Origin of the sequence: Bosea sp. (in: a-proteobacteria) (genome assembly GCA_023910605.1) — a bacterium.
GTDB lineage: Bacteria > Pseudomonadota > Alphaproteobacteria > Rhizobiales > Beijerinckiaceae > Allobosea.
On sequence record JAAVVV010000001.1, the window covers coordinates 1,356,569 to 1,383,032 of the forward strand.

The 26,464-nt window shown below is 64.4% G+C and carries 21 protein-coding genes; 15 read left to right on the plus strand and 6 right to left on the minus strand.

The annotated features are described in order from the left end of the window. Positions 1-53 precede the first annotated feature (53 nt). The 8 genes from HEQ16_06695 (at position 54) to HEQ16_06730 (ending at position 10,009) form a co-directional block, all read left to right on the plus strand. Positions 54-1,538: a sugar ABC transporter ATP-binding protein gene (locus tag HEQ16_06695; GenBank protein ID MCO4053729.1), complete on the plus strand. Its 1,485-nt coding sequence runs from the start codon at positions 54-56 to the stop codon at positions 1,536-1,538. After that, a complete protein-coding gene (locus HEQ16_06700; protein ID MCO4053730.1) occupies positions 1,531-2,535 on the plus strand; it encodes an ABC transporter permease in 1,005 nt (334 codons plus the stop codon). The genes HEQ16_06695 and HEQ16_06700 overlap by 8 nt, the downstream gene beginning before the upstream one ends. Continuing rightward, a complete protein-coding gene (locus tag HEQ16_06705; protein ID MCO4053731.1) occupies positions 2,532-3,563 on the plus strand; it encodes an ABC transporter permease in 1,032 nt (343 codons plus the stop codon). Before HEQ16_06700 ends, HEQ16_06705 begins: the two co-directional genes overlap by 4 nt. A 6-nt stretch (positions 3,564-3,569) precedes the next feature. Next, on the plus strand, positions 3,570-4,991 hold the full coding sequence (locus HEQ16_06710) for a carbohydrate kinase (GenBank protein ID MCO4053732.1): 1,422 nt from the start codon (positions 3,570-3,572) through the stop codon (positions 4,989-4,991). Beyond that, on the plus strand, positions 4,988-5,701 hold the full coding sequence (locus HEQ16_06715) for a class II aldolase (GenBank protein MCO4053733.1): 714 nt from the start codon (positions 4,988-4,990) through the stop codon (positions 5,699-5,701). Before HEQ16_06710 ends, HEQ16_06715 begins: the two co-directional genes overlap by 4 nt. A 26-nt stretch (positions 5,702-5,727) precedes the next feature. Next, positions 5,728-7,011, plus strand: coding sequence for an S-methyl-5-thioribose kinase (mtnK, locus tag HEQ16_06720; GenBank protein ID MCO4053734.1), 1,284 nt, complete (start codon positions 5,728-5,730; stop codon positions 7,009-7,011). Positions 7,012-7,024: 13 nt separating this feature from the next. Then, the gene (gene mtnA, locus HEQ16_06725; GenBank protein ID MCO4053735.1) at positions 7,025-8,134 is read left to right on the plus strand and encodes an S-methyl-5-thioribose-1-phosphate isomerase; all 1,110 of its coding nucleotides are present in this window, start codon (positions 7,025-7,027) and stop codon (positions 8,132-8,134) included. Positions 8,135-8,206: 72 nt separating this feature from the next. After that, on the plus strand, positions 8,207-10,009 hold the full coding sequence (locus HEQ16_06730; protein MCO4053736.1) for an NAD(P)/FAD-dependent oxidoreductase: 1,803 nt from the start codon (positions 8,207-8,209) through the stop codon (positions 10,007-10,009). Between the two features lie 530 nt (positions 10,010-10,539). Here the strand turns inward: HEQ16_06730 and HEQ16_06735 are convergent. Next, entirely contained in the window at positions 10,540-11,442 is a 903-nt protein-coding gene (locus tag HEQ16_06735; GenBank protein ID MCO4053737.1) for an amino acid ABC transporter substrate-binding protein, read from the minus strand. Positions 11,443-11,779: 337 nt separating this feature from the next. On the opposite strand from HEQ16_06735, the gene HEQ16_06740 reads away from it, so the two are divergent. Further along, a complete protein-coding gene (locus tag HEQ16_06740; GenBank protein MCO4053738.1) occupies positions 11,780-12,787 on the plus strand; it encodes an aldo/keto reductase in 1,008 nt (335 codons plus the stop codon). A gap of 78 nt (positions 12,788-12,865) precedes the next feature. Further along, positions 12,866-13,075: a hypothetical protein gene (locus tag HEQ16_06745; GenBank protein MCO4053739.1), complete on the plus strand. Its 210-nt coding sequence runs from the start codon at positions 12,866-12,868 to the stop codon at positions 13,073-13,075. A 123-nt stretch (positions 13,076-13,198) separates the two neighbouring features. On the opposite strand, the gene HEQ16_06750 is transcribed toward HEQ16_06745, so the two are convergent. The 5 genes from HEQ16_06750 to recF form a co-directional block, all read right to left on the minus strand. After that, positions 13,199-13,888 (minus strand): FkbM family methyltransferase, encoded by a 690-nt coding sequence (locus tag HEQ16_06750; protein MCO4053740.1) that lies wholly within the window; start codon positions 13,886-13,888, stop codon positions 13,199-13,201. A gap of 340 nt (positions 13,889-14,228) precedes the next feature. Next, positions 14,229-16,655: a DNA topoisomerase (ATP-hydrolyzing) subunit B gene (gene gyrB, locus HEQ16_06755; GenBank protein MCO4053741.1), complete on the minus strand. Its 2,427-nt coding sequence runs from the start codon at positions 16,653-16,655 to the stop codon at positions 14,229-14,231. A gap of 190 nt (positions 16,656-16,845) precedes the next feature. Next, complete coding sequence (gene recQ, locus HEQ16_06760; protein MCO4053742.1) at positions 16,846-18,654, minus strand: DNA helicase RecQ; 1,809 nt, start codon at positions 18,652-18,654, stop codon at positions 16,846-16,848. Between the two features lie 76 nt (positions 18,655-18,730). Continuing rightward, complete coding sequence (locus HEQ16_06765; protein MCO4053743.1) at positions 18,731-19,096, minus strand: cytochrome c; 366 nt, start codon at positions 19,094-19,096, stop codon at positions 18,731-18,733. Between the two features lie 60 nt (positions 19,097-19,156). Then, positions 19,157-20,281: a DNA replication/repair protein RecF gene (recF, locus tag HEQ16_06770; protein ID MCO4053744.1), complete on the minus strand. Its 1,125-nt coding sequence runs from the start codon at positions 20,279-20,281 to the stop codon at positions 19,157-19,159. A gap of 170 nt (positions 20,282-20,451) precedes the next feature. On the opposite strand from recF, the gene HEQ16_06775 reads away from it, so the two are divergent. The 5 genes from HEQ16_06775 to HEQ16_06795 all read left to right on the plus strand — a co-directional run bounded on the left by HEQ16_06775 (position 20,452) and on the right by HEQ16_06795 (position 26,335). Beyond that, positions 20,452-21,225, plus strand: a complete 774-nt coding sequence (locus tag HEQ16_06775; GenBank protein ID MCO4053745.1) for an enoyl-CoA hydratase — start codon at positions 20,452-20,454, stop codon at positions 21,223-21,225. Between the two features lie 144 nt (positions 21,226-21,369). Next, the gene (locus HEQ16_06780; GenBank protein MCO4053746.1) at positions 21,370-22,374 is read left to right on the plus strand and encodes a threo-3-hydroxy-L-aspartate ammonia-lyase; all 1,005 of its coding nucleotides are present in this window, start codon (positions 21,370-21,372) and stop codon (positions 22,372-22,374) included. Positions 22,375-22,544: 170 nt separating this feature from the next. Next, entirely contained in the window at positions 22,545-22,811 is a 267-nt protein-coding gene (gene rpsT, locus HEQ16_06785) for a 30S ribosomal protein S20 (protein MCO4053747.1), read from the plus strand. A gap of 768 nt (positions 22,812-23,579) precedes the next feature. Continuing rightward, on the plus strand, positions 23,580-25,043 hold the full coding sequence (dnaA, locus tag HEQ16_06790) for a chromosomal replication initiator protein DnaA (protein ID MCO4053748.1): 1,464 nt from the start codon (positions 23,580-23,582) through the stop codon (positions 25,041-25,043). 173 nt (positions 25,044-25,216) lie between these two features. Further along, positions 25,217-26,335 (plus strand): DNA polymerase III subunit beta, encoded by a 1,119-nt coding sequence (locus HEQ16_06795; GenBank protein ID MCO4053749.1) that lies wholly within the window; start codon positions 25,217-25,219, stop codon positions 26,333-26,335. Positions 26,336-26,464: the final 129 nt, after the last annotated feature.

The window sequence follows — 26,464 nt, forward strand, 5'->3', positions numbered from 1 at the left end:
TGGCGTCATCCCGGATCGGCATCTGTTCAACCTTGCGATTTCGAGACGAACAATTGGCGCCATTTCTGGACATGTCCGGGATATCGAAGCGCTTCGGCGGCGTTCATGCGCTTCGCGATGTCGATCTGTCGCTGAACGCTGGCGAGGTGCACTGCCTTGTGGGCGAGAATGGTTCAGGCAAATCCACTCTGATCAAGATCATTTCCGGCGTGCAGCCCCCCGAAACTGGCGGACGCATCACGATCGAGGGGCAACACTACCCAAAACTCAATCCGGTGCAGTCGACCCATTGCGGTATCCAGGTCATCTATCAGGATCTGTCGCTGTTTCCGAACCTGAGCGTCGCCGAAAACATTGCCTTCGGGCATCATCTTGGCGGCTTTCGTTCCATCGACTGGGCGGCGATGCGTGCGGCGGCGCTGCGGACGATGGCAAGGGTTGGCGTTGCGCTCGACCCTGAAAGCCGGGTTTCCGACCTCAGCATCGCAGGGCGGCAGCTTGTGGCGATCTGCCGCGCGCTGGCAGCGGATGCGAAGCTCCTGATCATGGACGAGCCGACGGCGTCGCTGACACGGCATGAGGTCGATGCGCTGATCCGTCTCGTCAGCGAACTGAAACGCGACGGAATCTGCATCGTCTTTGTCAGCCATCGTCTGGACGAGGTTCTTGAAATTGCCGAGCGCGTCACCGTGCTGCGCGATGGCGTGAAGGTCGGCACCTTCGCCGCCTCCGAGATGGATGACCGCAAGCTCAGTCATCTGATGACCGGCAAGGCGTTCGACTATGAGATCCGCGCGCACGACGGATCGGAGAATCCGGTCGTGCTCGAGGTTGCCGGCCTTGAACGCGAGGGCGACTATGCTGACGTGAACCTCGCCTTGCGCGCCGGGGAGATCGTTGGTCTGACGGGTCTGCTCGGCTCGGGGCGAACGGAGCTTGCGCTCTCGCTGTTCGGCATGAATCCGCCCGATAGCGGGACGATCGCGCTCGACAACCGCCAGATTTCGCTGAAGACCAACGCGGACGCCATCCGCCACGGCATTGCCTATGTCTCGGAGGATCGCCTTACCCTGGGACTGGTTCTTGATCAGTCGATCACCTCCAACGCCACGCTCACCGTGCTGGACCGTCTCGTGGGCGCGCTCGGCCTGATCACGGGGCAGGTCAGACGAAACCACGTTGCCGAGTGGGTGCAAGAGCTTGGGATCAAGGTCTCCGACCCCGAAAATCCGGTCAAGACGCTCTCGGGCGGCAACCAGCAACGGGTCGTTCTCGCCAAGTGGATGGCGACGAAGCCGCGCGTGCTGATCCTCGACAGCCCGACCGTCGGTGTCGATATCGGCGCGAAGGATGGCATCTACGACATCATCCAGCGACTGGCGCGCGAGGGCGTTGCGATCCTGTTGATTTCAGACGAGATTCCCGAGGTGCTGTATCATAGTCACCGCGTCCTCGTGATGCGGCAGGGGCGCGTGACGACGGATGTGCCGGCGAGCCAGACGTCCGAGGACGCCTTGCGGCGTGCGGTCAATGCCTGACATGACAGCCGCCGCTTTCCTCCGCTTCCGGCGCAGCCACGAATTCTGGCTGCTGATAGTGACTCTTGTGCTGTGTGTCGGGCTTGGTCTCGCGAACCGGCAGTTTCTGACGATGCAGAACCTGTTCGACCTTTTGACCTCCTACGCCTTTGTCGGCATTCTGGCCCTTGGGCTGCTGGTTGTGCTGATCGCGGGGGGCATCGACATATCGTTCACCGCGACGGCGTCTGTTGCGCAATACGTGGCGCTTGGCGTTGCCATCGCCTATGGCGGCAACTGGGTCAGCGTCTTCACGATGGCGATCTGCGTCGGTGTCGCACTTGGTGCCATCAACGCTGTTTTCGTACAGCAGTTGCGTATCCCATCGATCATCGTCTCCGTGGCGACGCTAAACATATTCTACGGGTTGCTGATCTTCTTCACAGGCGGAAAATACCTCTATTCGCTGCCAGACTGGTTCTCGACCGGGATATTCTGGTTCGAATTCGAATGGGAGAAGGATAGGACCTACGGCGTCAACCTGCAAATCCTGGCGCTTGGCCTCTGCTTCCTCCTGACATGGCTTTTGCTGAACCGCACCAATATCGGCCGGCAGATCTACGCGCTCGGCGGCAACCCGGATGCGGCGCAGCGGCTCGGCTTTCACGTTTTTGGGCTCAATATGCTGGTCTACTGCTATATGGGCGTGATGGCGGGCGTTGCCTCGCTGGTGCACGCGCAGCTGGCTCAATCTGTGGCGCCAACAGTCCTGGTCGGCAAGGAGCTCGATGTCGTCGCCGCCGTCGTGCTCGGCGGTGCGAGCCTGATGGGTGGGGTGGGGACGGTCCTCGGCACGTTCCTCGGCCTCGCGCTGCTCGCGATCCTTCAGAACGGATTGATCCTGCTCGGTGTTTCCTCGTATTGGTCGTCGCTCTTTGTCGGGCTTGTCATTCTGGTCTCGGTCTCGGTGACGGCATGGTCCCAGCGTGAGCAGCGCCTGCGAAAGGTGCGGGCATGACGCCGGCATCGGGCGCATCACTCGGACAACGCCTTGGCAGCGTATTTGGCAGCGTGCTTGGCAGCGTGCTTGGAAGAGGGACAATCGGCACGCTGGCGCTGCTGTTGCTCGCGCTCATCGCGGTGTTCGGACTAGCGATCGGCGAGCGCTTCTTCTCGGTCAACACCTTGCAATCTATGGCATTCCAGATGCCAGAGCTTGGCATTCTCTCGCTGGCCATGATGCTGGCGCTGCTCGCCGGCGGACTTAACCTGTCGATCATCGCCACCGCCAACCTGACAGGGTTGACGATTGCCTTTGTCCTGACGCGGTTTGTGCCGGGAAGCGAGGGCGTCGCCTGGGTCGGCTGGCAAGTTGCGGCAATTTTGGCGGGCTTCGCCGTCGCGGGGCTGATCGGCCTCGTGAACGGGTATGTCATTGCCTATCTCGGCGTTTCGCCCATCCTGGCGACGCTTGGAACGATGACGCTCTGCAAGGGCATTGCCATCGGGCTGACGCGGGGAAATGTCATTTCCGGCTTTCCGGATCCGATCGTCTTCATCGGCAACGGCACGGTATTCGGCGTTCCCTTTGCAATGATCGTCTTTGGGCTCTGCGCGGTTCCCGTAGCGATCCTGCTCAATGCGACGCCCTTCGGCGCGAAAGTGTACATGATCGGCTCGAACGAGAAGGCTACTCGTTATTCCGGGGTCGATACACGCGCGATCATTCTCAGGCTTTATGTGCTTTCCAGCCTGCTTGCCGGGGCTGCGGCCGTCGTGATGATGGCGCGCTTCAACTCCGCCAACGCCGCCTACGGCGAGAGCTATCTGCTCGTCACGATCCTTGCGGCGGTGCTCGGCGGGGTCAATCCGTTCGGCGGATTTGGCAAGGTCGGCGGACTGATCCTGTCGCTGGTCATCCTGCAGGTCATTTCCTCGGCCTTCAACCTGCTCAATTTCAGCCCGTTTCTGACGCTGGCGATCTGGGGCGGCATCCTGATCGCGGTCGCAGCCGTTCCGCATCTTCGCAGCAAGGTTCAACGGTAGGGCGAGATGGCGCGCGCGGTCGAACCTTCACGGATCGCCGTTCTCGATATTGGCAAGACCAATCTCAAGCTGCTGGTTGCCAGCGAGGACGGCTGGCCAATCGAAACTCTCACCGTTCCGAATGCTGCAAGTACAGCAAGTCCTTACCTTGCCTATGACCATGCGGTGCTGGAAGGCTGGTTCCTTGATGCGCTGGCGGAGGTTACGAAGAGACACGCCATTGGCGCGCTGATCGCGACCGCGCATGGCTGCGGGGCGGTGCTGGTTGAGGGGGACGTCGCCGTCCTCCCTATGATGGATTACGAAGCCGTCTCTCCGCCGGAGATCGACGCGGCTTATGCGGCGTGCGCCCCGCCCTATGCGGAAGTGTTCTGCTCGAACGGCGCGGGGGCGATGCGGCTCGCCAAACAGCTGCTCTGGCAGGAGCAGGCGTTTCCGGCCGAATTCGCACGCGCAACCGCCTATCTGACGACGGCGCAGTATTTCGCCATGCGGCTGGGCGGACGAAAGGCGAGCGAGATTTCCCAGCTCGCCGCGCAGGGGCATATCTGGGATGCAGCGCGGGGCCGGCCGTCCTCCATCATGCGCGCGCGGGGCTGGGACAGGCTGCTGCCGGAGCCGCAGCCCGCCGGAGCGGTGTTGGGGACGGTGTCGGAGCGCGTGGCCAGGCGAACGGGGCTCGCGCCCACGACCGAGATTCTCTCTGGCGTGCACGATTCAAACGGCAATCTCTTCCGCTACAAGGCCGCCGGCATGGCGGAGGCCTCGATCCTCTCGACCGGCACATGGATGATCGGCTTCAAGCGCGGGCTTGATCCGGGCCTGCTCGACCCGGATCGGGCAATGGTGCTGAACATCGATGTCGATGGTGCGCCGGTGCCCTCAACCTTGACGATGACCGGCCGCGAATATGACGTGATCCGGCGCGATCATGACGCCGATGACGGGCAGGTTCTGGCGGCGATCCCGCAACTGGCCACCCAGGGCACGCTGGCTTTGCCATCGTTTGTCGGCGATCACGGACTGTTTCCCGGCTCGTCCCGCCAGGGCCGCATCACCGGACCGATGCCAAGAACGCCGGCCGAATGGCAGGGCCTCGCGGTGCTCTATGCCGCCTTTTCTGCCAATCGCTGCCTCGATTTGCTCAGGAGCGGCAGCCAGATCGTCATCGATGGCGGTTTTGCGACGAATCTGCCCTTCGCGCGAACGCTTGCAGCACTCAGAGCGCATCAGCCAGTCTATTCCAGCGCCTCACGAGACGGAACGGCCCTTGGCGCGGCGCTCCTCTGGAAACGCTTTTCCCGGACAGCCCCCGTCTCCAGCGTCGTTATCGAGGAATGTCTGCCGCTGGATGGAAATGGCGGGGTTCGGGCTGCGCTCCATTCCGCCTATTCATCCTGGACCGCACATTCGGAGCATGCATCATGACCAGTTTCAACCACATCGCCCTGCGACAGGGGATTGTCGATACCTGTCGGGAGATGAACCGCAACGGTCTCAACCAGGGAACATCCGGCAATCTCTCGCATCGGACCCCCGACGGCATGCTGATTACGCCGACATCGCTTCCCTATGAGCGCATGGAAGCGGATGACATTGTCGCAATGGCCTTCTCAGCGGAATACGAGGGCAATCATCGCCCATCTTCCGAATGGCGGTTCCACCGCGATATCCTGAGGGCGCGCGCGGATGTGAATGTCGTGCTCCACACGCATTCAACCTACTCGACCATTCTTGCTGTGCATGAGCGCGCCATTCCCTGTTTCCACTACATGGTCGCCGTCGCTGGCGGGAACGACATCCGCTGCGCGCCCTATGCCTGTTTTGGCACACAAGCGCTTTCTGATCACGCGCTGCGCGCGCTCGAAGGGCGGAATGCGTGTCTGCTCGGCCATCACGGGCTGATCGTTACCGCGCAGACCTTCGAAAAGGCGCTCTGGCTCGCCGTCGAGGTTGAGACGCTGGCGAAGATGTATGTCCACGCGCTGGCGATCGGCGAACCGCCGCGCCTCAGCGAGGCCGAGATGGCGCAGGTGCATGAGCAGATCCGGCGGATGGGGTACGGGCAGGCCCCCGACCTTGACGGTGTCGGCGATATCCCGCGACCCAGGGCGTCCGCGGTCGGAGAAACGCATTGATGGGCGCAGGTGCCGAGGCCCTGCCCGTGAGAGGGCGTTTCGTCGGTGGCGTGACCTATGCGCCGCTGGATGATGGACGGTTGCGCATGCTTGTCCATGATATTCCGGCCTGCCGGACGATTCTTGGGGACGATGCTGCGACATGGTCCATCCGCGAGGTGGGGGACGGCAATCTCAATCTCGTGTTCATCGTGGAAAGCGGCACGGGTGGCGTCGTCATCAAGCAGGCGCTGCCCTATGTGCGCCTTGTTGGCGAAAGCTGGCCTTTGCCGCTCGACCGTTCGCATTTCGAGCATGAAGCACTCAAGCAGCAGGCCGCGCATGTCCCGTTTCTGGTCCCGGCGATCCACCATTTCGAGGCCGGGCAGGCCGCTATCGTCATGGAGTATCTTTCGGAGCATGCTATCCTGCGCAAGGGGCTGATCCGACGGGTGATCTATCCACAACTGGCGGACCATCTCTCGACCTTCCTGGCCGAAATGCTGTTCCGCACCTCAGATCTTGCGCTGCCGGCCCATGACAAGAAACTGCTGCAATCGCTGTTCTGTCAGAACACGGCCCTGTGCAAGATCACCGAGGACCTCGTCTTCACCGATCCTTACCGCGTTGCACCGCTCAACCGATGGACCAGCCCGCAACTGGATGGCATTGCTGCTGAATTCCGTTCCGATGGGCCTCTCAAGATCGCGGTTCAGGAGCTGAAATGGGCGTTTCTGTCGCACGGGGAAGCGCTGCTGCATGGCGATCTGCATACGGGATCCGTGATGGTGACCCCGGCGGATACGCGCGTCATCGATCCGGAATTCGCCTTTTTCGGGCCGATGGGCTACGACATCGGCGCGGTGCTCGCCAACCTGATGCTGAACTATCTTGCCCAGGGGGAGCATCCCGGCACGGCGGAGGCGATCGCAGAGTATCGCGTCTGGCTTGTCCGGGTGATCGAAGCGGTCTGGACCGGGTTTGACACCAAATTCCGTGCGCTCTGGCAGGAGGCGGCGACCGGCGATGCCTTTGCCGCCGACCTCTTCACCGATCCCGCAAGCGCGAGCGCATTGGATGCGCATCGTAAAGCGGTGATCGAGCGGATTTTCGCGGACAGCGTCGGGTTCGCGGGTGCGAAGATGGTGCGGCGGGTCCTCGGGCTCGCGCATGTCGAGGATCTTGAAACGATCACGGATCCTGATCGTCGCGCAGCCTGCGAAACGCGGGTGCTGCGCCTTGCGCGTGTCATGATGCTGGAGCGCCAATCCATCCGGACGATTTCGCAACTCGCCGGCATGCTCGTTGCGGCGGCGGAGGGCGATCCATGAGGCGCATGGTGCCATGAAGATCGACGGGATGCCGTATCGCACAATCTGGCCACACGCGGATGGCCGGTCGGTCGAGGTCATCGACCAGACGCGGCTGCCGCATGCGTTCGACATCGCGCGCCTTGCAACACTGGCGGATGCTGCGCATGCAATCCGCAGCATGGTTGTTCGCGGCGCGCCACTGATCGGTGTTGCGGCGGCCTATGGCGTCGCCATCGCCATGCATGAGGACGCGTCGGATGCCGGGCTTGCCCATGCCTGCCATATCCTGCTTGCGACCCGGCCGACCGCCGTCAACCTGCGCTGGGCAATAGACGCGATGCGCCAGGCGCTCGCGCCGCTGCCACCTGTCGCGCGGTTCGCCGCCGCCTGGGCACATGCTGGCGCGATTGCCGAGGCGGATGTCGCGATCTCCCGTCGCATCGGCGAGGCGGGCCTGCCGCTGATCGCGGAGATCCATGCGAGAACGGGCCGCAGGGTCAATATCCTCACGCATTGCAATGCCGGGTGGCTGGCCACGGTGGATTGGGGCACCGCGACCGCCCCGATCTACATGGCGCATGATGCCGGCATTCCCGTGCATGTCTTTGTGGACGAAACGCGGCCACGCAACCAGGGCGCGTCGCTCACGGCCTATGAGCTTGGGCATCACGGCGTTCCGCACACGATCATCGTCGACAATGCCGGCGGGCATCTGATGCAGCACGGGATGGTGGATCTCTGCATTGTCGGAACCGACCGGACGACCGCGCGCGGCGATGTCTGCAACAAGATCGGCACCTACCTGAAGGCGCTGGCGGCGAAGGCGAATGACGTTCCCTTCTATGTCGCACTGCCGGAAACCACGATCGACTGGACGATCACGGATGGCATCCGCGACATTCCCATCGAGGAGCGGGATGGCCGCGAGGTCACGCATATGACCGGCCGTCTTGATGGCGGCGGCATCGCTACGGTCGAGATCATAGCGCCCGGCTCCCCGGTCTCGAATTTCGCCTTCGACGTGACCCCGGCCGCGCTCGTGACCGCGCTGATCACGGATCGGGGCGTCTGCACGGCTTCCGCGGAAGGGTTGCAGGATCTCTTCGGAGCACGCCGACAGCGGGGAGAGGCCCAACGGTGACAGGAACGCGCTTCCGCGACGCGTAGGAACCACAAGAACAGCAAACCCGGAAAAAAGAAGGAGGAATTCAGGATGGCCGAGAAGAACCCGACGCAAAGCGTCACTGCATGGCTTTCAAGCTTCCAATCTGCGCTTGACCGCCAGGATATCGTCGCCGCTGCCGCCATGTTCGACGCCGACAGCTATTGGCGCGATCTCGTCGCCTTCAGCTGGAACATCTGCACGGTTGAAGGCCATGCCGGCATCAGGGACATGCTCTCCCACAGGCTGGAGGAAACTCGCCCGTCAAACTGGCGAATCGAGGGCGAGGCCAGTGTTGACGGCGGCGTCACCTCCGCGTGGTTCACCTTCGAGACCGCAACGGCGCGAGGGCGCGGCCAGATCCGCCTCAAGGGCGACAAATGCTGGACACTGCTGACCACCATGACCGAACTCAAGGGTCACGAGGAGAAGAAAGGGCCGACGCGGGCGCTCGGCACCGAGCATGGTGTCGTCAGGGATCGGAAGAACTGGCTCGAGAAGAAGCAGCAGGAGGCCGCCGAGCTTGGCTATTCCACGCAGCCCTACTGCGTGATCATCGGCGGCGGACAGGGGGGCATAGCGCTTGGCGCACGCCTGCGGCGCCTCGGCGTTCCGACCATCATCATCGAGAAGAACGAGCGCCCCGGCGATTCCTGGCGCAAGCGCTACAAGTCGCTCTGTCTGCATGATCCGGTCTGGTACGACCATCTCCCCTATCTGCCATTCCCGGATGACTGGCCAGTCTTCTCGCCGAAGGACAAGATCGGCGACTGGCTGGAAATGTATACAAAGATCATGGAGTTGAACTACTGGGCCAGCACCACCTGCGAGGGCGCCAGCTTCGATGAAGACAGTGGCGAATGGACGGTCAACGTCACACGCAACGGGCAGAAGGTGACGCTGCGGCCCAGGCAACTCGTGCTTGCCACCGGCATGTCCGCCGTGCCGAACATCCCGAAATTTCTTGGCGCCGAGACCTTCAAGGGTGAGCAGCACCATTCGTCAAGGCATCCGGGTGGCGATGCCTATAGCGGCAAGAAATGCGTTGTCATCGGTTCGAACAATTCGTCGCACGATATCTGCGCCGATCTCTGGGAACATGGTGCGGACGTTACGATGATCCAGCGTTCATCGACGCATATCGCCAGGTCCGATACGCTGATGGATCTTGCTCTGGGCGGACTCTATTCGGAAAAGGCGCTCGAAAATGGCATCGACCATAACATGGCGGACCTGATCTTTGCCTCGATTCCCTACAAGATCATGCACAGCTTCCAGATCCCGGTTTACGAAGAGATGGAACGGCGCGATGCCGATCTGTATGCGCGGCTGAAGAAGGCGGGGTTCATGCTTGATTTCGGCGATGACGGATCCGGCCTGTTCATGAAGTATCTCCGGCGCGGCTCGGGCTACTACATCGATGTCGGCGCATCCGATCTGGTCGCGGACGGCAAGATCAAGCTCAAGAGCGGGCCGGGCGCGGCGGTGAAAGAGATCAGGCCGCATTCGATTGTCTTCGCGGACGGCGCCGAACTGCCGGCGGACCTGATCGTCTATGCAACCGGATACGGCTCAATGAATGGCTGGGCAGCGCAACTCATCTCGAAGGAAGTCGCGGACAAGGTCGGCAAATGCTGGGGACTTGGGTCCGGCACGACCAAGGACCCCGGCCCCTGGGAGGGCGAGCTTCGGAACATGTGGAAGCCTACCCACCAGCCAAATCTCTGGTTCCATGGCGGTAACCTGCACCAATCGCGGCATTACTCGCTGTTTCTTTCGCTGCAACTGAAGGCGCGGATGGAAGGCATCCCCACGCCGGTCTATGGCATGGGGCCGGTCCACCACCTGTCCTGACGCAAAGCCCCGCAGGGCGCCGTTCCGGGTGCTTTCAAGCGGCAGACAAGGCAACTGACGCACGGCGGGAGGTCCGCCGTTGAGCGGATATGCTGGCGGAGGAACAACATTGTGTTCGTATGCCGGGGCGCCAGAGCCGCCCCGGCGCGCTGACGCATCTGACGGATGCGAGCGCCGATACCGATCCGCCCAGGCCGAAACCGCCAGGGCTGGATCGGGCGCAAGGCCTCAGCTCCAGTCGGTGATGATCTCCGCGCGTCCTTCGAAGCCTTCATCGAAGCGTGTGTTGGAGTTCTGGGCCGATTCCGCTGAGTTCTTCGAGATGGCGTCAGACATGGGCTTCGAGAACCGGTCGGTCATTGGCCGTCCTCAGGTTCGCCTGGTTCTCGCAAGCCCGAGCATCACCCGAAGATCGATCAATGGCCGCCGCCATCAGCCCGGCCGCTACAGCGCTGTTGAGGGCGAGCAGCCGGGACGATGGCAAACGTCGAGCTACACCACGCGGACGGAAACGATCGGAGGTGTCCAGATCATTCAGGCAATGCCTGGAGGGCGAACGCCGCCTTCATAAATGGGCTGATCGGAACGCCTATCGGATCAAACCACTTGGCGTATATCTTTTCAGCCTCGCCAGATCGAAAAGCGTTGGCGAGAGCTCTGTTGACGACCAGGCGGAATGCGGAATCATCACGACGCACCATTATGCCATAGGGGTCGTAAGTAAGCAGACGGCCTATCACTTCCAGCTCGTCCTTCACCCGCGATTTAGAAAGCAATCCGTACAATACGATGTCGTCAGTTGCGAAAGCGTCTACGCTATTTGTTTCAACTGCTGCCAATCCGTCTGCATAATCCTTAAGAACGGTCAACCGGATGTTCTGCAGTTTGCCAGAATCGATCATCGCCTTGATGGCGCGCTCATTGGTTGACCCGCCAACTACGCCAATGGACCGGGACTGCAAGTCCTCAATCTCCCTAGCCTTTAATGCCTTTCTGGCTAGCATCCGGGTGCCCGTTGTAAAATAAACAGCAGAAAAATCCACTTGCTGTTGTCTGCTGAGCGTATTCGTGGTGGAACCACATTCCATGTCGATGGATTGATCTACGACCATCGGAATTCGTGTCTGCGCGGTGACCATCAGATAATCGACTTGAATTCCCGGTTTCTTTAGGACAATTTTGACTTCATCAACTACGCGATTACATAGATCCATGGCATAGCCGACCGGCTGCTTCTTCTCATCATAATATGAAAATGGGATGGAGGACTCGCGGTGGCCGACTGTAATCTTATTGCTATCATTTATCTTTTTTAATGTTCCATAGATTTCTTGTGCCTCGACTTTTCCTGGCACGCTGACTATCGACAACGAGGCGACGATGCATGCTGCCAGAAAGCAATCTTTCGGATTTTGAGCGGTAACGTTTTTCATGGTCACGTCCCCTTTTTCAGGGATGAACGATAGCTCTGGCTGCAACAATTCTATTGATCCAAATCAAGTATTCGCGCATCAGAAGATTGGTTCGGGTCATTTTCTGCACAATCGGCATCGCGCGTGCCGAAGCGAAACTGACCCTGTTCAAGGTGATGTCCCCACGCGTGGTGTAGCTTCTCACCACTGACCGCTTTCGCATGTCGGACAGGGGTGGCGTCCGGCTTGCAATTCCAGCCGCTGCAAGACACCCTTGCGATCAAGCCAGGCCCCCCCCAAGCCAGGCCCACCCCCAAGCCAGCCCCCCCCCCCAAGGACACCCCCAAGGACACCCCCCATGCAAACGCGCAAGCTTGGCCGCTCAGGCCTTCAGGTCTCGCCCATCACGCTCGGCACCATGATGTTCGGCGGCGCGACGGACGAGGCGGCTTCGGTGCGCATCATCGCCTCGGCGCGCGATGCGGGGGTGAATTTCATCGACACGGCCGACGCCTACAATGAAGGCCGCTCCGAGGAGGTTGTCGGCCGCGCCATCAAGGCTGACCGCGACCGCTGGGTTGTGGCCACCAAGGCGGCCAACGCGATGGGCGAGGGGCCGAACGAGAAAGGCCTCTCGCGCAAATGGCTGATGCAGGCTGCGGATGCGAGCCTGAAGCGCCTCGGCGCCGACTACATCGACATCCTCTACATCCACAAGGAAGATCACGGCACCCCGCTGGATGAGACCGTTCGGGCGCTGGGCGATCTGGTGCGCGCGGGCAAGATCCGCTATTTCGGCGTCTCCAATCACCGCTCCTGGCGCGTGGCGGAGATCTGCAATCTCTGCGACCGGATGGGGCTGGACCGGCCCGTGGTCAGCCAGCCATATTACAACGCGTTCAACCGCATGCCGGAAGTCGAGCACCTGCCGGCCTGCGGATTTTATGGCCTCGGCGTCGTGCCCTATTCGCCGCTGGCGCGCGGCATCCTCACCGGGAAATACCTGCCGGGGCAAGACGCGCCAGAGGGCACGCGCGTGGCCCGCGGCGACAAGCGCGTGCTGCAGACCGAATGGCGGCCTGAATCGCTGCGCCTCGCCCAGAAGGTCAAGGCCAGGGCTGAAAAGCGCGGCATGAGCGCAGGCCAGTTCGCGTTTCTGTGGGTGCTCGCCAACCCGTTCGTGAGTTCGGTGATCGCCGGCCCGCGCACCATGGAGCAGTGGAGCGACTATCTCGGCGCCTTCGCCCATGCCTGGAACCCGGCGGACGAGGCCTTCATCGATGGCCTCGTCGCGCCTGGCCATCCCTCGACGCCGGGCTACAGCGATCCGGCCTATCCGCTGGAGGGGCGGCCCGTGGCCGGCTGACCGGCAGATGTCATTGCCGTCGCGATCTGTCCTTGAAGGGCTGATTCCGGGCGCATGCGCATTCCCGTGGCCATGTCCGTGGCGACGCTCATCCTCGTCAATCTGGTGCCGCTGGCCGACGGCCGCTTCCTGTTCCGGTTCGCGAATGTCATGATTGGCGCGGCCAATCTGCTGCGCAAGGGCGTGCGGCTGCGCGGCGCGAGGCGATGGTCTGCATGCCCTTCTTCACGGTGCTCTGTTTCGGCTTCTGCGCGGTGCAGGGCCTTGCGCTGCTCGTGCTGCTGGTGATGCTCAGGACGCTCATCGACGCAAGCGCCCACCTGAATGAGCGGCTCAAACCGGGGCCAGCCGCCACGGCGCAGGGCTGTCGGCTTGGGCTGATGGTTCCCGCGCGCTCAGGGGTGGAGCGGATCAGCTTGTCGGGTTGTTCGGGCCGCGCTCTGGCTCCCGGGCGAAGAATTTGCGCCTTGCACGCAACTCGCTGTCATGACGCACGAAGATCATATCGCACTGGAACAGCACATGGTCCGTCCGCCGTCGCTCCATCCCGCACACATCATAGGCAAGGAAGCCTGCTGCGGCCATGAACCCGACGACCTCATGAAACAGGGGGGCCCCCTCGTTGTAAGTCAGCAGCGAGACTTCAAGGATCACCACTTCAGCCAGGCCGAGGGTCTTCGTCGCCCCCTTCAGAATTTCGAGTTCAAAGCCTTGCGTGTCGAGCTTGATCAGCAGGGGCCCGGTCAGGGCAAGCCCAGCCACAACGTCGTCCATCCTGCGCATTGGCAATGCCACTTGCGTCCGATCGAAGGGGGTGACTTCCGGCAGCACCGACGAGCCCGTGCCCATGACATGGAACACCACGTTGTCACGGTTGTCAGGTCCGAGGAGGGCGATGTTGACCGAGCCTCCATTGCCTGTCTTCGCGAGTGCTGCATTCAGCGCGGGCTTCTGCGTCGGTTGTGCCTCGAACAGATGGAACGCCGCGTCTGGAAACGCTTTCGACGCCATGCTCGCCCAATGCCCTTCATGCGCTCCTACATCCAGCACGGTCCGTGGGGCGAAGCCCACAGCTGCCAGATTTTCGAGGCTGCCCTGCATGCTCACCACCGACCGCTCGATCAGAGCGGCGGGCGACGCAACCTTGTGAAACAGGCGAAGCAGTCGGCTTTGAAAACGACCTGGAGATGCTCTTCCCACGCTGCGCCAACTCCGCCCAAGCAAACCCGCGCGTGGCAGACGGCGAGCCCATGCAAATCCTGATCGTCACGTATGTGACGCCAGGCATAAATGTTCAATGGCTTCCGTCTACCCCACAGGGCCAGCAGCCAGCTTCCCGCATCGGGCCAACAGGGCTTCACCGGCTGCAAGAGCACCCACGCCAACGACCAACAGCGAGATCAGGCCGTCGGTCTCGCCTTGCATCGTTGCACTTGCGCCCTTACGCGTCCACGGTGGCGTTCAGCGCGTTGGTCTGGATGAACTCCTTGCGGGGCTCCACCACGTCGCCCATCAGCTTGACGAACAGATCGTCGGCCTCGTCCACTTCCTTGATCTTCACCTGGAGCAGCGTGCGGGCGTTGCGGTCGAGCGTGGTTTCCCAGAGCTGCTCGGCATTCATCTCGCCAAGGCCCTTGTAGCGCTGCATCTGCACGCCCTTCTTGCCGATGGCGATGACGGCGTTGAACAGCGTGCTCGGGCCGGCGACCAGCACCTCCTCGCCCTTGCGGCTGAGCATGCCGGGCTGCGCATAGGCCTCGTGCAGCGAGGCGGCGCGCTCGTCGATCTTGCGTGCCTCCGCCGAGGCCAGCAGCGCCGGGTCGAGCACGGACACCGTCTTCACCCCGCGCAGCATCCGGCTGAAGGTGTAGCCGCCATCCTTGGCGACGCCCTCCCAGCCGCGCTCGATCTCGTCGGAGATGGCGTCGAGCCGGTGCGCGATCTCGGTGGCCCTGGCGCTGGCCTGCTCGTCCGTTTCGGAGACGAGCGGCCTCAGCGCGCCGCAGATGGCGGCCTGCTCCACCACGGCCCGGTCATAGCGCGAATGCATCGAGTTGATCAGCGCGCGCACGGAGCGTGCGTCCTCGATCAGCGCCTTGAGGTCCGAGCCGGCGCGCTCCTCACCCGATTTCATGCGGTAGATCGAGCCGTCGATGCCGGCGTCGATCAGATAGTCCTCGAAGGCGCGCTCGTCCTTCAGGTAGGTCTGGCTTTTGCCGCGCTGCGCCTTGTAGAGCGGCGGCTGGGCGATGTAGAGATAGCCGCGGTCGATCAGCTCCGGCATCTGGCGGAAGAAGAAGGTCAGCAGCAGCGTGCGGATGTGGCTGCCGTCCACGTCCGCGTCGGTCATGATGATGATCTTGTGGTAGCGCAGCTTGTCGGCGTTGAACTCCTCGCGGCCGATCCCGGCGCCGAGCGCCGTGATCAGCGTGCCGATCTGGTCCGAGGACAGCATCTTGTCGAAGCGCGCGCGCTCGACATTGAGGATCTTGCCGCGCAGGGGCAGGATGGCCTGGAACTCGCGGTTGCGCCCCTGCTTGGCGGAGCCGCCGGCGGAGTCCCCCTCGACGATGAACAGCTCGGACTTGGCCGGGTCGCGCTCCTGGCAATCCGCCAGCTTTCCAGGCAGTGAGGCGATGTCCAGCGCGCCCTTGCGCCGGGTCAGCTCGCGCGCCTTCTTGGCCGCCTCGCGCGCGGCGGCGGCTTCCACCACCTTGCCGATGATGGCCCTGGCTTCGGCCGGGTGTTCCTCGAGCCAGGCGCCGAGCGTCTCGTTGCAGACATTCTCGACCACGGGCCGCACCTCGGAGGAAACCAGCTTGTCCTTGGTCTGCGAGGAGAATTTCGGGTCGGGCACCTTCACCGAGACGACCGCCGTCAGGCCTTCACGGCAATCCTCCCCGGTGAGCGTGACCTTTTCCTTCCTGGCGATGCCGGAGCTTTCCGCATAGCCCACGAGCTGGCGCGTCAGCGAGGCCCGGAAGCCGGCCAGATGCGTGCCGCCGTCGCGCTGCGGGATGTTGTTGGTGAAGCACAGCACGTTCTCGTGGTAGCTGTCGTTCCACTCCAGGGCGATCTCGACGCCGATGCCGTCCTTGTCGGCTTTCAGCATGATCGGGCCGGGCCCGATGGGCGACTTGGCGCGGTCGAGATAGCGCACGAACGCCTCCACGCCGCCCTCATACATCAGTTCCTCGCGCACCACCTCCGTATGCCGCGCATCGGTGAGCACGATGCGAACGCCCGAATTGAGGAAGGCAAGCTCCCTCAGGCGGTGCTCAAGCGTCTTGTAGTCGAACTCCACCATGGTGAAGGTCTGCTGCGAGGGCGTGAACGTCACCTCCGTGCCGCGCCTGTCGCCGGCGGGGCCGACCACCACAAGCGGCGCGACGGCGTTGCCATGGGCGAACTCCATGAAATGCTCGAAGCCGCTGCGCCAGATTCGCAGCTTCAGCGACACCGAGAGCGCGTTCACCACCGAGACACCCACGCCGTGCAGGCCGCCCGAGACCTTGTAGGAGTTCTGGTCGAACTTCCCGCCCGCATGAAGCTGGGTCATGATCACCTCGGCGGCGGAAATGCCCTCCTCGGTGTGGATGTCGGTGGGAATGCCGCGGCCATTGTCCGCGACGGTGACGGAGCCATCGGCATTGAGCGTGACGGTGACGAGGTTGGCGTGGCCCGCCAGCGCCTCGTCGATGGCGTTGTCCACCACCTCGTAGACCATGTGGTGAAGGCCCGATCCGTCATCGGTGTCGCCGATGTACATTCCCGGACGCTTGCGCACGGCATCGAGGCCCTTGAGGACCTTGATGGAATCCGCGCCGTAGTCATCCGCAGGGTCCGGCTTCGGGTCGGGTTCGGCCATGATCGTCACTCAAATCCAAGTCGATTGATTCGAGTTTGGAATATAGGCGTCGCAGGCCGTTATTTCACCCCCGGAAGCTCGATAAAACCGGATTGGAATCAGATGGTTAGAGATTAAGTGTGGATAGGGTGTCCCATCCTCGCCGAAGCGGGGCGATTTGCACAGCCCAGGCCGATCATCCGCGTCCGCCTCATCCCTCCCACAGCGCCCCCAGAAACGCGTCGCCATAGGCCTTGAGCTTGCGCGAGCCGACGCCGTTGATGCGCGCCATGGCGTCGATGTCGGCCGGCTTCTCGCGCGCCATGTCCATCAGCGTGCGGTCGGGGAACACCATGTAGGCGGCGATGCCTTCCTCGCGGGAGATGGCGGCGCGCAGCTTGCGCAGGCGCTGGAACACGGCGTCGTCGGCATCGTCGAGCGCGGTGCCATAGGGGCCGGACGGGCTCCTGATGCGCGCCAGCCGTTCGCCCGCCGTCTCGGCCCTCAGCCTGATGCTGTTCTGGCCCTTGAGCAGGGCCTCGCCCTTCTCGGTGACCACGAGCCCGCCGAACTCGTCGCGATGCGCCACGGCGCCGGCTGCGAAGAGCTGGCGGATGATGCTCATCCAGCTTTTCGGCGCCTTGTCCTTGCCGACCCCGAAGGTCTTGATCTCGTCATGCTTCTGCTGGGCGATGGCGTCGGTGCGCTTGCCCACCAGCACATCCGCGATGTGCGCCGCACCGAAGCGCTGGCCGGTGCGCAGCATGGCCGAGAGCGCCTTCTGCGCGTCGATCAGCCCGTCATACAGTGCCTTGGCCGGAGCGTCGCACAGGTCGCAGCCCTGGCAGTTCACGCTTGTCTCGCCGAAATAGCTCAGCAGTGCGCCGCGCCGGCACTGCGAGGCTTCGCAAAGGGCGGTCAGCGCGTCGAGCTTGCGGTGCTCCACTCGCTTTCTGTCCTCGCCCATGTCCTTTTCGTCGATCTGGCGGCGGCGCAGGGCGATGTCGTCCATGCCATGAAGCGTCAGCGTGGCGGCGGGCAGCCCGTCGCGCCCGGCGCGTCCGATCTCCTGATAATAGCTCTCGATCGAGCCGGGCATGTCGGCGTGGATCACGAAGCGCACATCGGGCTTGTTGACGCCCATGCCGAAGGCGATCGTGGCGCAGACGATGACGCCATCCTCCTGCTGGAAGATGTCCTGGTTGCGGTTGCGGCTCTCCTGCTCCATGCCGGCATGGTAGCTCACCGCGCGCCAGCCCTTGCCGCCAAGCCATTCGGCCAGCGCCTCCGTGCGCTTGCGCGATGAGCAATAGATGATGCCCGACTGCCCCTTCCGCGTGGCGAGGAAAGCCTCGATCTGCCGGCGCGGCTGGTCCTTGGGCTCGAACCGCAGCGAGATGTTCGGCCGGTCGAAGCCATGCACGAAGATCGTCGGGTCGGCGTCGAAGAGCTGGGCGATGATGTCGCCCCTTGTGTTCTCGTCGGCCGTGGCGGTCAGCGCCAGCACGGGCGGCGAGCCCAGCGCCAGGCGCAGGCGCCGCAGATCGCGGTACTCGGGCCTGAAATCATGGCCCCACTGGCTCACGCAATGCGCCTCGTCGATGGCGAGGCGGCACACGCCCAGCTCCGCCAGCCGCGCGGCAAGGCCATCAACCGCCAGCCGCTCGGGCGATACATAGAGCAGATGCGTGTCGCCATGGCGCAGCGCGCGCCAGGCGGCGGCATTGTCGTCGTCCGTGTTCTGCGAGTTGAGCGTGACGGCGCCCACGCCGGCGGCGGCCATCTGCTTCACCTGATCGCGCATCAGCGCGATCAGCGGCGAAACGACCACGGTCAGCCCGCCCTCGACCAGCGCGGGCAGCTGGTAGCACATGGACTTGCCGGAGCCTGTGGGCATCACCGCCAGCACGTCGCGGCGCGCCAGAACGGCCTCGATCACCTCACGCTGGCCGGAGCGGAAGTCGTCATAGCCGAAGGTGGTCTTGAGCGTGCTGCGCGCTGCCTGGAGAGAATCGGGCATGGCACTGGTTTAGGTGCGCGGGCGCGGGATGCAAGCACGGGCGGCGCAACCGACGGGCAATGCAGCGAAGCCGGCCTCAGCGGCGCGCGAGGCTGCGGATATAGCCCAGCAGGTCATCCACCTGGCGCGGCGAGAACTGGAAGTCGGGCATGCCGCGGTGGCTGCCCGTGATGCCCTCGCCAAAGGCTTCCTCAAGCGCCTCGACGGGATAACGCTGCGGGATCAGCCGGAACGGCGTCGCGAAGGGCCGTGGGCTGCGGCCGCTCCGTCCGATGGCGTGGCATCCGGCGCAGTTCTCGCGGGCGAGGGCGCGCCCGGCGCGGATATCCTGCGCGGCGGCGGCGGGGCCCGCCGGCATGCTGGCGGCAAGGATGAGGCTCGCGGCCAGAACGGATGAAGGCAAGGCGAAGGCGCGCCGGGTCAGCGGGAGGAGCGTCGACATCATGGTGCCAGTGTCGCGCATCTGCCGCTTTTGCGATTGCGCCAGATCAAGCGCCGGCCGTCACCCCCCGCGCGCGATGCGGCCCGGGCTCACCGAAAGCCGCGCGGCATCCGCCGGCAGGTCGCTGAACAGCGCCTGGTCGGCTCCCGTCATCCAGACCTGCGCGCCGAGCTCTCCGAGCGCGGAATAGAGCGCCGCGCGGCGGCGCGGGTCGAAATGCGCGGCGATCTCGTCGAGCAGCACGACGGGCGCGATGCCGCTCATGGCCCGCACCAGCCGCGCATGGGCGAGCACGAGGCCGACCAGCAGCGCCTTCTGCTCCCCGGTCGAGCCCTGTTCGGCGGGAATGCCCTTGGGGCCGTGGCGCACCATGAGGTCTGAGGCCTGCGGGCCAACCAGCGTGCGGCCGGCGGCCTTGTCGCGTGCGCGCCCCTCACGCAGCAGGTTCCGGTAGGCATCCTCCGCGTCGAGGGCCGGCAGCGAGGCCACCAGCGCATCGATCTCGCCCTCCATGGCCAGTTCCGCCCAGGGGAAGGGCGAGGCCTCGTCGCGGGATTCCGCCACCAGTGCGTCGAGCCGGCCGACAGCCTCCGAGCGGGCCGCCGCCACCGCCACGCCCAGCTCCGCAGCCTGTCGCTCGAGGGCGTCGAGCCAGCCATGGTCGTGGGCCTGCTCCTCGAGGATGCGGTTGCGGTCGCGCAAGGCGCGCTCCAGCCCGCTCACCCGGGCGCCATGATCGGCGTCGATCGCCAGCACGAGGCGGTCGAGGAAGCGGCGACGCTCCCCCGCCGCGCCGCGGAAGAGCCCGTCCTGCTCGGGCGTCAGCCAGACCACGCGCACATGCTCGGCCGCGGCGGTGAGCGTTGGCGAGGGCGCGCCGTTGATGCGCTGGATGCGGGATCGCCGCCCGGCCTCATCCGGCTCGCCCAGCCCGACGCCGATCTGGGTTCCGTCATCCAGCCGTGCGGAGACGGTGAAGCCCCCGCCCGCGCCCTCGCGCGCCATCGCCGCGAACTCCGCCCGGCGCAGCCCGCGCCCCGGGGCGAGCAGCGAGATGGCTTCCAGCACATTGGTCTTGCCCGCGCCGTTCTCGCCGGTGAGCGCGACCAGCCGCTCGCCGATGACGAGATCGAGCTCGGCATAGGAGCGGAAGTTCAGAAGCGTGAGGCGATCGAGCGCTGGCATGGATGAGTGCTGTCTAGAGCATCGGGGCAGGGCAGCGATAGCGCCAAACGGGGCCAGGCCGGGCGCGGCGGGCGGGCGTAGCGCCGTTTGCGGCTTTGCCCGTGGACGCAAAGCGCCGCCTGCGCTAGCGGATGGAGATGATCGCGCGCAACGGCGCAAGGGAGGCAGCCATGGCTTACGAAACCATCCTCGTCGAGACGAAGGGCTCTGTCGGCGTCATCACGCTCAACCGGCCCCAGGCGCTCAACGCGCTCAACGGCAAACTGATCGCCGAGGTCAACAAGGCGCTCGACGCCTTCGAGAAGGACAAGGCCATCGGCTGCATCGTCATCACCGGTTCGGAGAAGGCCTTCGCGGCCGGCGCCGACATCAAGGAGATGCAGAGCCGCAGGTTCCCGGCCACCTACATGGATGACAAGTTCGCGGACTGGGACCGCATCGGGCAGCGCCGCAAGCCGATCATCGCCGCGGTGGCGGGCTTTGCGCTGGGTGGCGGCTGCGAGCTCGCCATGATGTGCGATTTCATCATCGCCGCCGATAATGCCCGCTTCGGCCAGCCGGAGATCAACCTCGGCGTCATGCCGGGCGCCGGCGGCACGCAGCGCATGGCCAGGGCCATCGGCAAGGCCAAGACCATGGATCTGTGCCTTACCGGCCGCTTCATGGATGCAGCCGAGGCCGAGCGCTCGGGGCTGGTGGCGCGGGTCGTGCCGCTGGCCGACCTCATGACGGAGACGCTGAAAGCCGCGTCCGTGATCGCCGAGAAATCCCTTGTCGCTCTGGTCATGACCAAGGAGACGGTCAACCGCGCCTTCGAGACCACGCTGGCCGAAGGGCTGCGCTTCGAGCGGCGCCTGTTCGCCTCGATGTTCGCCACGGCCGATCAGAAGGAAGGCATGGCCGCCTTTGCCGGGAAGCGCAAGGCGCAATTCCGCAACAAGTGATGAGGGGCCCGGCTTGGCCTGGGCCTATCCATCGTCGGGGCCCGGCCGGCGCATCAGCAACAATGATGTGACCGCGCGCGGCTTCGGTGACAGGCTGGATCGCTGGGCTTCGCATGGGTGATCGCGCCAGAAGGGGAGGGCGACATGAACAGCGTCAATGCAAGGGCCGGGGCCGCTGCACCGGAGCTGCCGGGTTTCGCGGATGTGAAGGCTGCGGCCGCCCGTCTCGCGGGCGTGGCCCGGCGCACCCCGGTCATGACCTCGCGCACGGCGGATGAGCGCACCGGCGCGCAGATCTTCTTCAAATGCGAGAATTTGCAGCGCATGGGCGCCTTCAAGTTCCGCGGCGCCTACAACGCCATCGCCAGCCTGCCCGACGGCGTGCGCCAGCGGGGCGTCATCGCCTTTTCCTCCGGCAATCACGCCCAGGGCATGGCCCTGGCGGGCAAGCTGCTCGGCGTGCCTGTCACGATCCTCATGCCCGCCGACGCTCCCGCCGCCAAGATCGAGGCCACGCGCGGTTATGGCGCCGAGGTCATCCTCTTCGACCGCTACACCCAGGATCGCGAAGCTCTCGGCCGTGAGGTGGCCGGCGCGCGCGGGCTGAGCCTCATTCCGCCCTTCGACCATCCGGACGTGATCGCAGGGCAGGGCACCGCCGCGCTCGAATTGATCGAGGAAACCGGACCTCTCGACTTGCTGCTGGTGTGCCTCGGCGGTGGCGGGCTCGTGAGCGGCTGCGCGCTGGCCGCCCATGCCCTGTCGCCGGGAATCAGGGTCGTTGGCGTCGAGCCCGAGGCAGGCAATGATGCCCAGCAATCGCTGCGGGCCGGGCGCATCATCAGGATCGACGTGCCCAAGACCATCGCCGACGGCGCGCAGACCGCAGCGCTCGGCGCCATCACCTTCCCGCTCATCCAGCGCGACGTGGCCGATATCGTCACCGTCAGCGATGCAGAGCTGGTCGAGGCGATGCGCTTCTTCGCCGAGCGCATGAAGCTTGTCGTCGAGCCCACAGGCTGCCTCGCGGCCGCTGCGGCGCTGAATGCCAGGGCGCCGGTGGCGGGGCTGCGGGTCGGCGTCATCATCTCGGGCGGCAATGTCGATCTTGCCAGCTTCGCGCGTCTGGTCCGCCAGGGCGCTCCGTGACCCCAGCCAAGCTTTCGCGTTGACGCTGCCTGAGCTTCGGATTATACGCCAGCCATCTTCCGGAAGCCGCAGGGCGGCCGGAGACCCCATTTCATGAATGATGCCGTTTCCACGCGGATGTGCGTCATCCGGCTTATCGGCGTGGAAACTGGACACAAGCGAGGACGCCGATGGCGAATACGAAATCCGCGAAGAAGGCTGCACGCCAGACCATTCGCCGCACGGAAGTGAACAAGGCCCGTCGCAGCCAGATGCGCACCTATGTCCGCAAGGTCGAGGAGGCGCTGGCCTCCGGCGATCAGGCCGCCGCCGCCGCCGCGCTGAAGGCCGCCGAGCCGATCATGATGCGCGCCGTGCAGAAGGGTGTCGCCCACAAGAACACGGCGTCCCGAAAGGTCTCGCGCCTGGCCAAGCGCGTGAAGTCTCTCGCGAGCTGATGAAGCCGCAATTTCAAGGCAAGCATTCGTCAAACCCCGGGCTGTGAGGCCCGGGGTTTTTCATGTCATCACATGCTTGCAGCGGCCCCGGCGACGGTGCTGTTGCGGCTTTGTCGCAGTAGCATTTGAATGCCCTTGGGAAGGGTGCGCGGGTTACGATTTTGTCAAATTTAGGTGGCGAAGGGACTTGACTCATTGAACCGGGAATCAGCTTGCGCCAAGCGGCGGAAAAATCCGGATCGCGCAAAATTAGATTAATGAAAACAGAATCTTGAAAGAGAAGGCAGGCGCTGAACGGCGCCGTTGCCGAGCCTGCTGCGGGGCTCCTTGTCTGACTTGAACACCCGTCCAAAATTTTTTCGGACCCGTAAACACCCGGATTCGTCGAGCCCTCACCGGCATTTGCACAGGATAAGCCGACATGCGCCGCGCCAGCCGTCGTGGAGCCGGCGAACAGGGTCTTGCCCTCGTCCGAAACGACCCGTTAAGGTTTCTTTAACGGAGGCGGGAGCACCCCGCCGCCGATCAACAAAAGACGGACTGACTGGAACACCATTCGAGTGGCGACGGGGGACTGACGCCTTATATCTTGACGCCATCGCGCGATCATCGATCCCGTTTTCGGGATGGCTGATCGGCTGTGACGTCTGCATGGGCCGAACGTCAAACCCCGTCGGCGTTAGGGGCTGAAAGCGCCGGCCAAACCTTTATCGCTGAAGACATGAAACTCGCGTCGCCGGGACCCGGTTGCGCGTGAAGGGTATTGCTATGTATCTCGACGCCGACCTCCGCAATGATCACACAGCGCCAGCCCGTGCTGCGTCCCCCTCGGCTGGCGAAGCCTGGGACCGGCTGCGCCAGCGCCTGCGCGCGGAGCTTGGCGAGGATGTCTTCTCGAGCTGGTTCGCCCGCATGGAGTTCGAGCGCATCGAGGCTGAAGCCGCTGTCGTGTCCGTTCCCACGCGGTTCCTGAAGAGCTGGATCGAGACTCACTATGTCGAGCGCCTCCGGATGCTTGTCGCGGCCGAGCTTGGCGCGGAAGGCGGCTTCGTCGTCGAGGTCCGCACCGTAAACCGCGACCAGAGCCGCGCCGCCCAGACGCAGATCCGCTCCGTTGCGGCGGCCGCCGCGCCGGCGGCCGCCCCTCGCAGCGCGGCGCCGCTGGCTCCGGTCTCCACCATGCTGGCGGACCACCTCGGCTCGCCGCTTGACCGGCGCCTGTCGCTGTCCAGTTTCGTGGTCGGCCGCTCCAACGCCCTCGCCTTCGCCTCGGCGGAGCGGATCGCGGCGCTGGTGGGCCAGCCCTCGCCCTACAACCCGCTTTACCTTCATGCCGGCGTTGGCCTCGGCAAGACCCACCTTGTCCAGGCTGTGGCGCAGGAAGCCATCCGCCTCGGCAAGAAGGTGGCCTACTTCACCGCCGACAAGTTCATGTACGGCTTCGTGTCGGCGCTGAAGGCCCAGACGGCCCTTACCTTCAAGGAGCAGCTGCGCGGCATCGATCTGCTCGTGATCGACGATGCCCAGTTCATCCAGGGCCGTTCTGTGCAACAGGAGTTCGGCCACACCATCAACGCGCTGATTGACGCCGGCAAGCAGGTCGTCGTCGCCGCCGATCGCCTGCCCGGCGAGCTCGAAAGCCTTGACGAGCGGGTGCGCTCGCGTCTCGCCGGCGGCCTCGTCGTCGAGATCGGCTCGCTGGACGAAGAGCTGCGCCTCAAGATCCTCTCGGCGCGGCTGAGCGCGCTCTCGGCGCTGCACACCAGCTTCCACGTCGCGCCCGACGTCGCCGCCTATGTCGCGAACGCCATCGAAACCAATGGCCGCGATCTCGACGGCGCCGCCAACCGCCTGCTGGCGCATTCCACCTTGTCGGGCGCGGCCCTCACCATCGAGACGGCCGAGATCGCGATCCGCGATCTGGTGCGCCTGCGCGAGCCCAGGCGCGTGCGGATCGAGGACATCCAGAAGCTCGTCGCCGCGCGCTACAATGTCAGCCGCGCCGACATCCTCTCGGAGCGGCGCACCGCGGCGGTGGTCAAGCCGCGGCAGATCGCGATGTATCTGTCCAAATCCCTGACCTTGCGCTCGCTCCCCGAGATCGGCCGGCGCTTCGGCGGGCGCGATCACACCACGGTGCTCCATGCCGTCCGCAAGATCGAGAAGGCGCTGAGCGATGACCGGGCGCTGACCGAGGAGGTCGAGCTGCTGCGGCGCATGCTCACCGGCTGAGCCTGGTCCGCGCTATACTGTTGATAATCCAGCATGACCCATGCGGCCTTGGCCTGCCGCCGGCTGTGAGGCTTGCGCCGACGCGCCAGCTTGGGCATGGTCGGTGAATCGGCCGCGCGGCATTCTGACGCCGCCTGCTCGCCCCCGTTTTGCTGAACAAGCCCAGGTTGGACATGAAGGTCACCGTCGAACGGTCGCAACTCCTCAAGGCCCTTGGCCACGTTCATCGCGTGGTCGAACGCCGCAACACGATTCCCATCCTGTCCAACGTGCTCATGAGCGCGGGCGTGATGGGCCTCAGGCTCAAGGCGACCGACCTCGACATCGAGGTGGTGGAGACGATTCCGGCCGATGCCGCGCTGGAGGGCGCCATCACCGTTCCGGCCCATGTCATCTACGACATCGTGCGCAAGCTGCCCGAGGGCGCCCAGGTCTCGCTGGAGACCACTGGCGAGACAGGCCAGATGACGCTGCGCTCCGGGCGCTCGCGCTTCACGCTGCAGACGCTGCCGGAAGCCGATTTCCCGGACATCACCTCCGGCGAGATGCCGCATCGTTTCGCGCTGGCCGCCGCCGATCTCAAGCGGCTCATCGACAAGACCCAGTTCGCGGTCTCGACCGAGGAGACGCGCTACTACCTCAACGGCATCTATTTCCACGCGCTGGAGGTCGAGGGCCGCGCCCTGCTGCGCGCCGTCGCCACCGATGGCCACCGGCTCGCCCGCGTCGAGACGCCGGCGCCTTCGGGCGCGGCCGGCATGCCGGGCGTGATCGTGCCGCGCAAGGCCGTTGCCGAGATCCAGAAGCTGCTGGAAGGCGGCGAGGCCGAGGTCGTGGTGGAGCTGTCCACCACGAAGATCCGCGTCAGCATCGGCGACGTCGTGCTGACCTCCAAGCTGATCGACGGCACCTTCCCCGATTACGGGCGCGTCATCCCGTCCGGCAATGACAAGCGGCTTCACGTCAATCGGGCCGATTTCGCCAAGGCGGTCGATCTGGTCGCCACCATCTCCTCCGAGCGCGGCCGCGCCGTGAAGCTCGCCATGGCCGATTCGCGCATGGTGTTGTCCGTCACCAACCCTGATTCAGGGTCAGCCACCGAGGAGATCGAGGTGGACTATGACTCCGGGCCCCTCGAGATCGGCTTCAACGCCCGCTATCTGCTCGACATCACCGCCCAGCTCGACAGCGACACCGCCCTGTTCAAGCTGGCCGATCCCGGCTCGCCCACGGTGATCATGGACCGGGAGGGCGCAAACGCGCTCTATGTGCTGATGCCCATGCGTGTCTGAGCGCGCCAGCATCGTCTGGCCCCTGCTGCTGATGGATGCCGGGAGGGGTGGGGCCTTGGCTTCGCGCTTGCTTTCCTGATCCACCCCCGCGCGGCCCAGGCGCCGCTCATCGTGATCCCTGGCACATGG

What these genes read in the sequence shown, in the direction of transcription:
- HEQ16_06700 (MCO4053730.1), top strand. Translation starts at nt 1,531, where the DNA reads ATGCCTGACATGACAGCCGCCGCTTTCCTCCGCTTCCGGCGCAGCCAC.
- HEQ16_06705 (MCO4053731.1), top strand. Translation starts at nt 2,532, where the DNA reads ATGACGCCGGCATCGGGCGCATCACTCGGACAACGCCTTGGCAGCGTA.
- HEQ16_06710 (MCO4053732.1), top strand. Translation starts at nt 3,570, where the DNA reads ATGGCGCGCGCGGTCGAACCTTCACGGATCGCCGTTCTCGATATTGGC.
- HEQ16_06715 (MCO4053733.1), top strand. Translation starts at nt 4,988, where the DNA reads ATGACCAGTTTCAACCACATCGCCCTGCGACAGGGGATTGTCGATACC.
- mtnA (MCO4053735.1), top strand. Translation starts at nt 7,025, where the DNA reads ATGAAGATCGACGGGATGCCGTATCGCACAATCTGGCCACACGCGGAT.
- HEQ16_06730 (MCO4053736.1), top strand. Translation starts at nt 8,207, where the DNA reads ATGGCCGAGAAGAACCCGACGCAAAGCGTCACTGCATGGCTTTCAAGC.
- HEQ16_06735 (MCO4053737.1), bottom strand. Translation starts at nt 11,442, where the DNA reads ATGAAAAACGTTACCGCTCAAAATCCGAAAGATTGCTTTCTGGCAGCA.
- HEQ16_06740 (MCO4053738.1), top strand. Translation starts at nt 11,780, where the DNA reads ATGCAAACGCGCAAGCTTGGCCGCTCAGGCCTTCAGGTCTCGCCCATC.
- HEQ16_06750 (MCO4053740.1), bottom strand. Translation starts at nt 13,888, where the DNA reads ATGCAGGGCAGCCTCGAAAATCTGGCAGCTGTGGGCTTCGCCCCACGG.
- gyrB (MCO4053741.1), bottom strand. Translation starts at nt 16,655, where the DNA reads ATGGCCGAACCCGACCCGAAGCCGGACCCTGCGGATGACTACGGCGCG.
- recQ (MCO4053742.1), bottom strand. Translation starts at nt 18,654, where the DNA reads ATGCCCGATTCTCTCCAGGCAGCGCGCAGCACGCTCAAGACCACCTTC.
- HEQ16_06765 (MCO4053743.1), bottom strand. Translation starts at nt 19,096, where the DNA reads ATGTCGACGCTCCTCCCGCTGACCCGGCGCGCCTTCGCCTTGCCTTCA.
- recF (MCO4053744.1), bottom strand. Translation starts at nt 20,281, where the DNA reads ATGCCAGCGCTCGATCGCCTCACGCTTCTGAACTTCCGCTCCTATGCC.
- HEQ16_06775 (MCO4053745.1), top strand. Translation starts at nt 20,452, where the DNA reads ATGGCTTACGAAACCATCCTCGTCGAGACGAAGGGCTCTGTCGGCGTC.
- HEQ16_06780 (MCO4053746.1), top strand. Translation starts at nt 21,370, where the DNA reads ATGAACAGCGTCAATGCAAGGGCCGGGGCCGCTGCACCGGAGCTGCCG.
- rpsT (MCO4053747.1), top strand. Translation starts at nt 22,545, where the DNA reads ATGGCGAATACGAAATCCGCGAAGAAGGCTGCACGCCAGACCATTCGC.
- dnaA (MCO4053748.1), top strand. Translation starts at nt 23,580, where the DNA reads ATGTATCTCGACGCCGACCTCCGCAATGATCACACAGCGCCAGCCCGT.
- HEQ16_06795 (MCO4053749.1), top strand. Translation starts at nt 25,217, where the DNA reads ATGAAGGTCACCGTCGAACGGTCGCAACTCCTCAAGGCCCTTGGCCAC.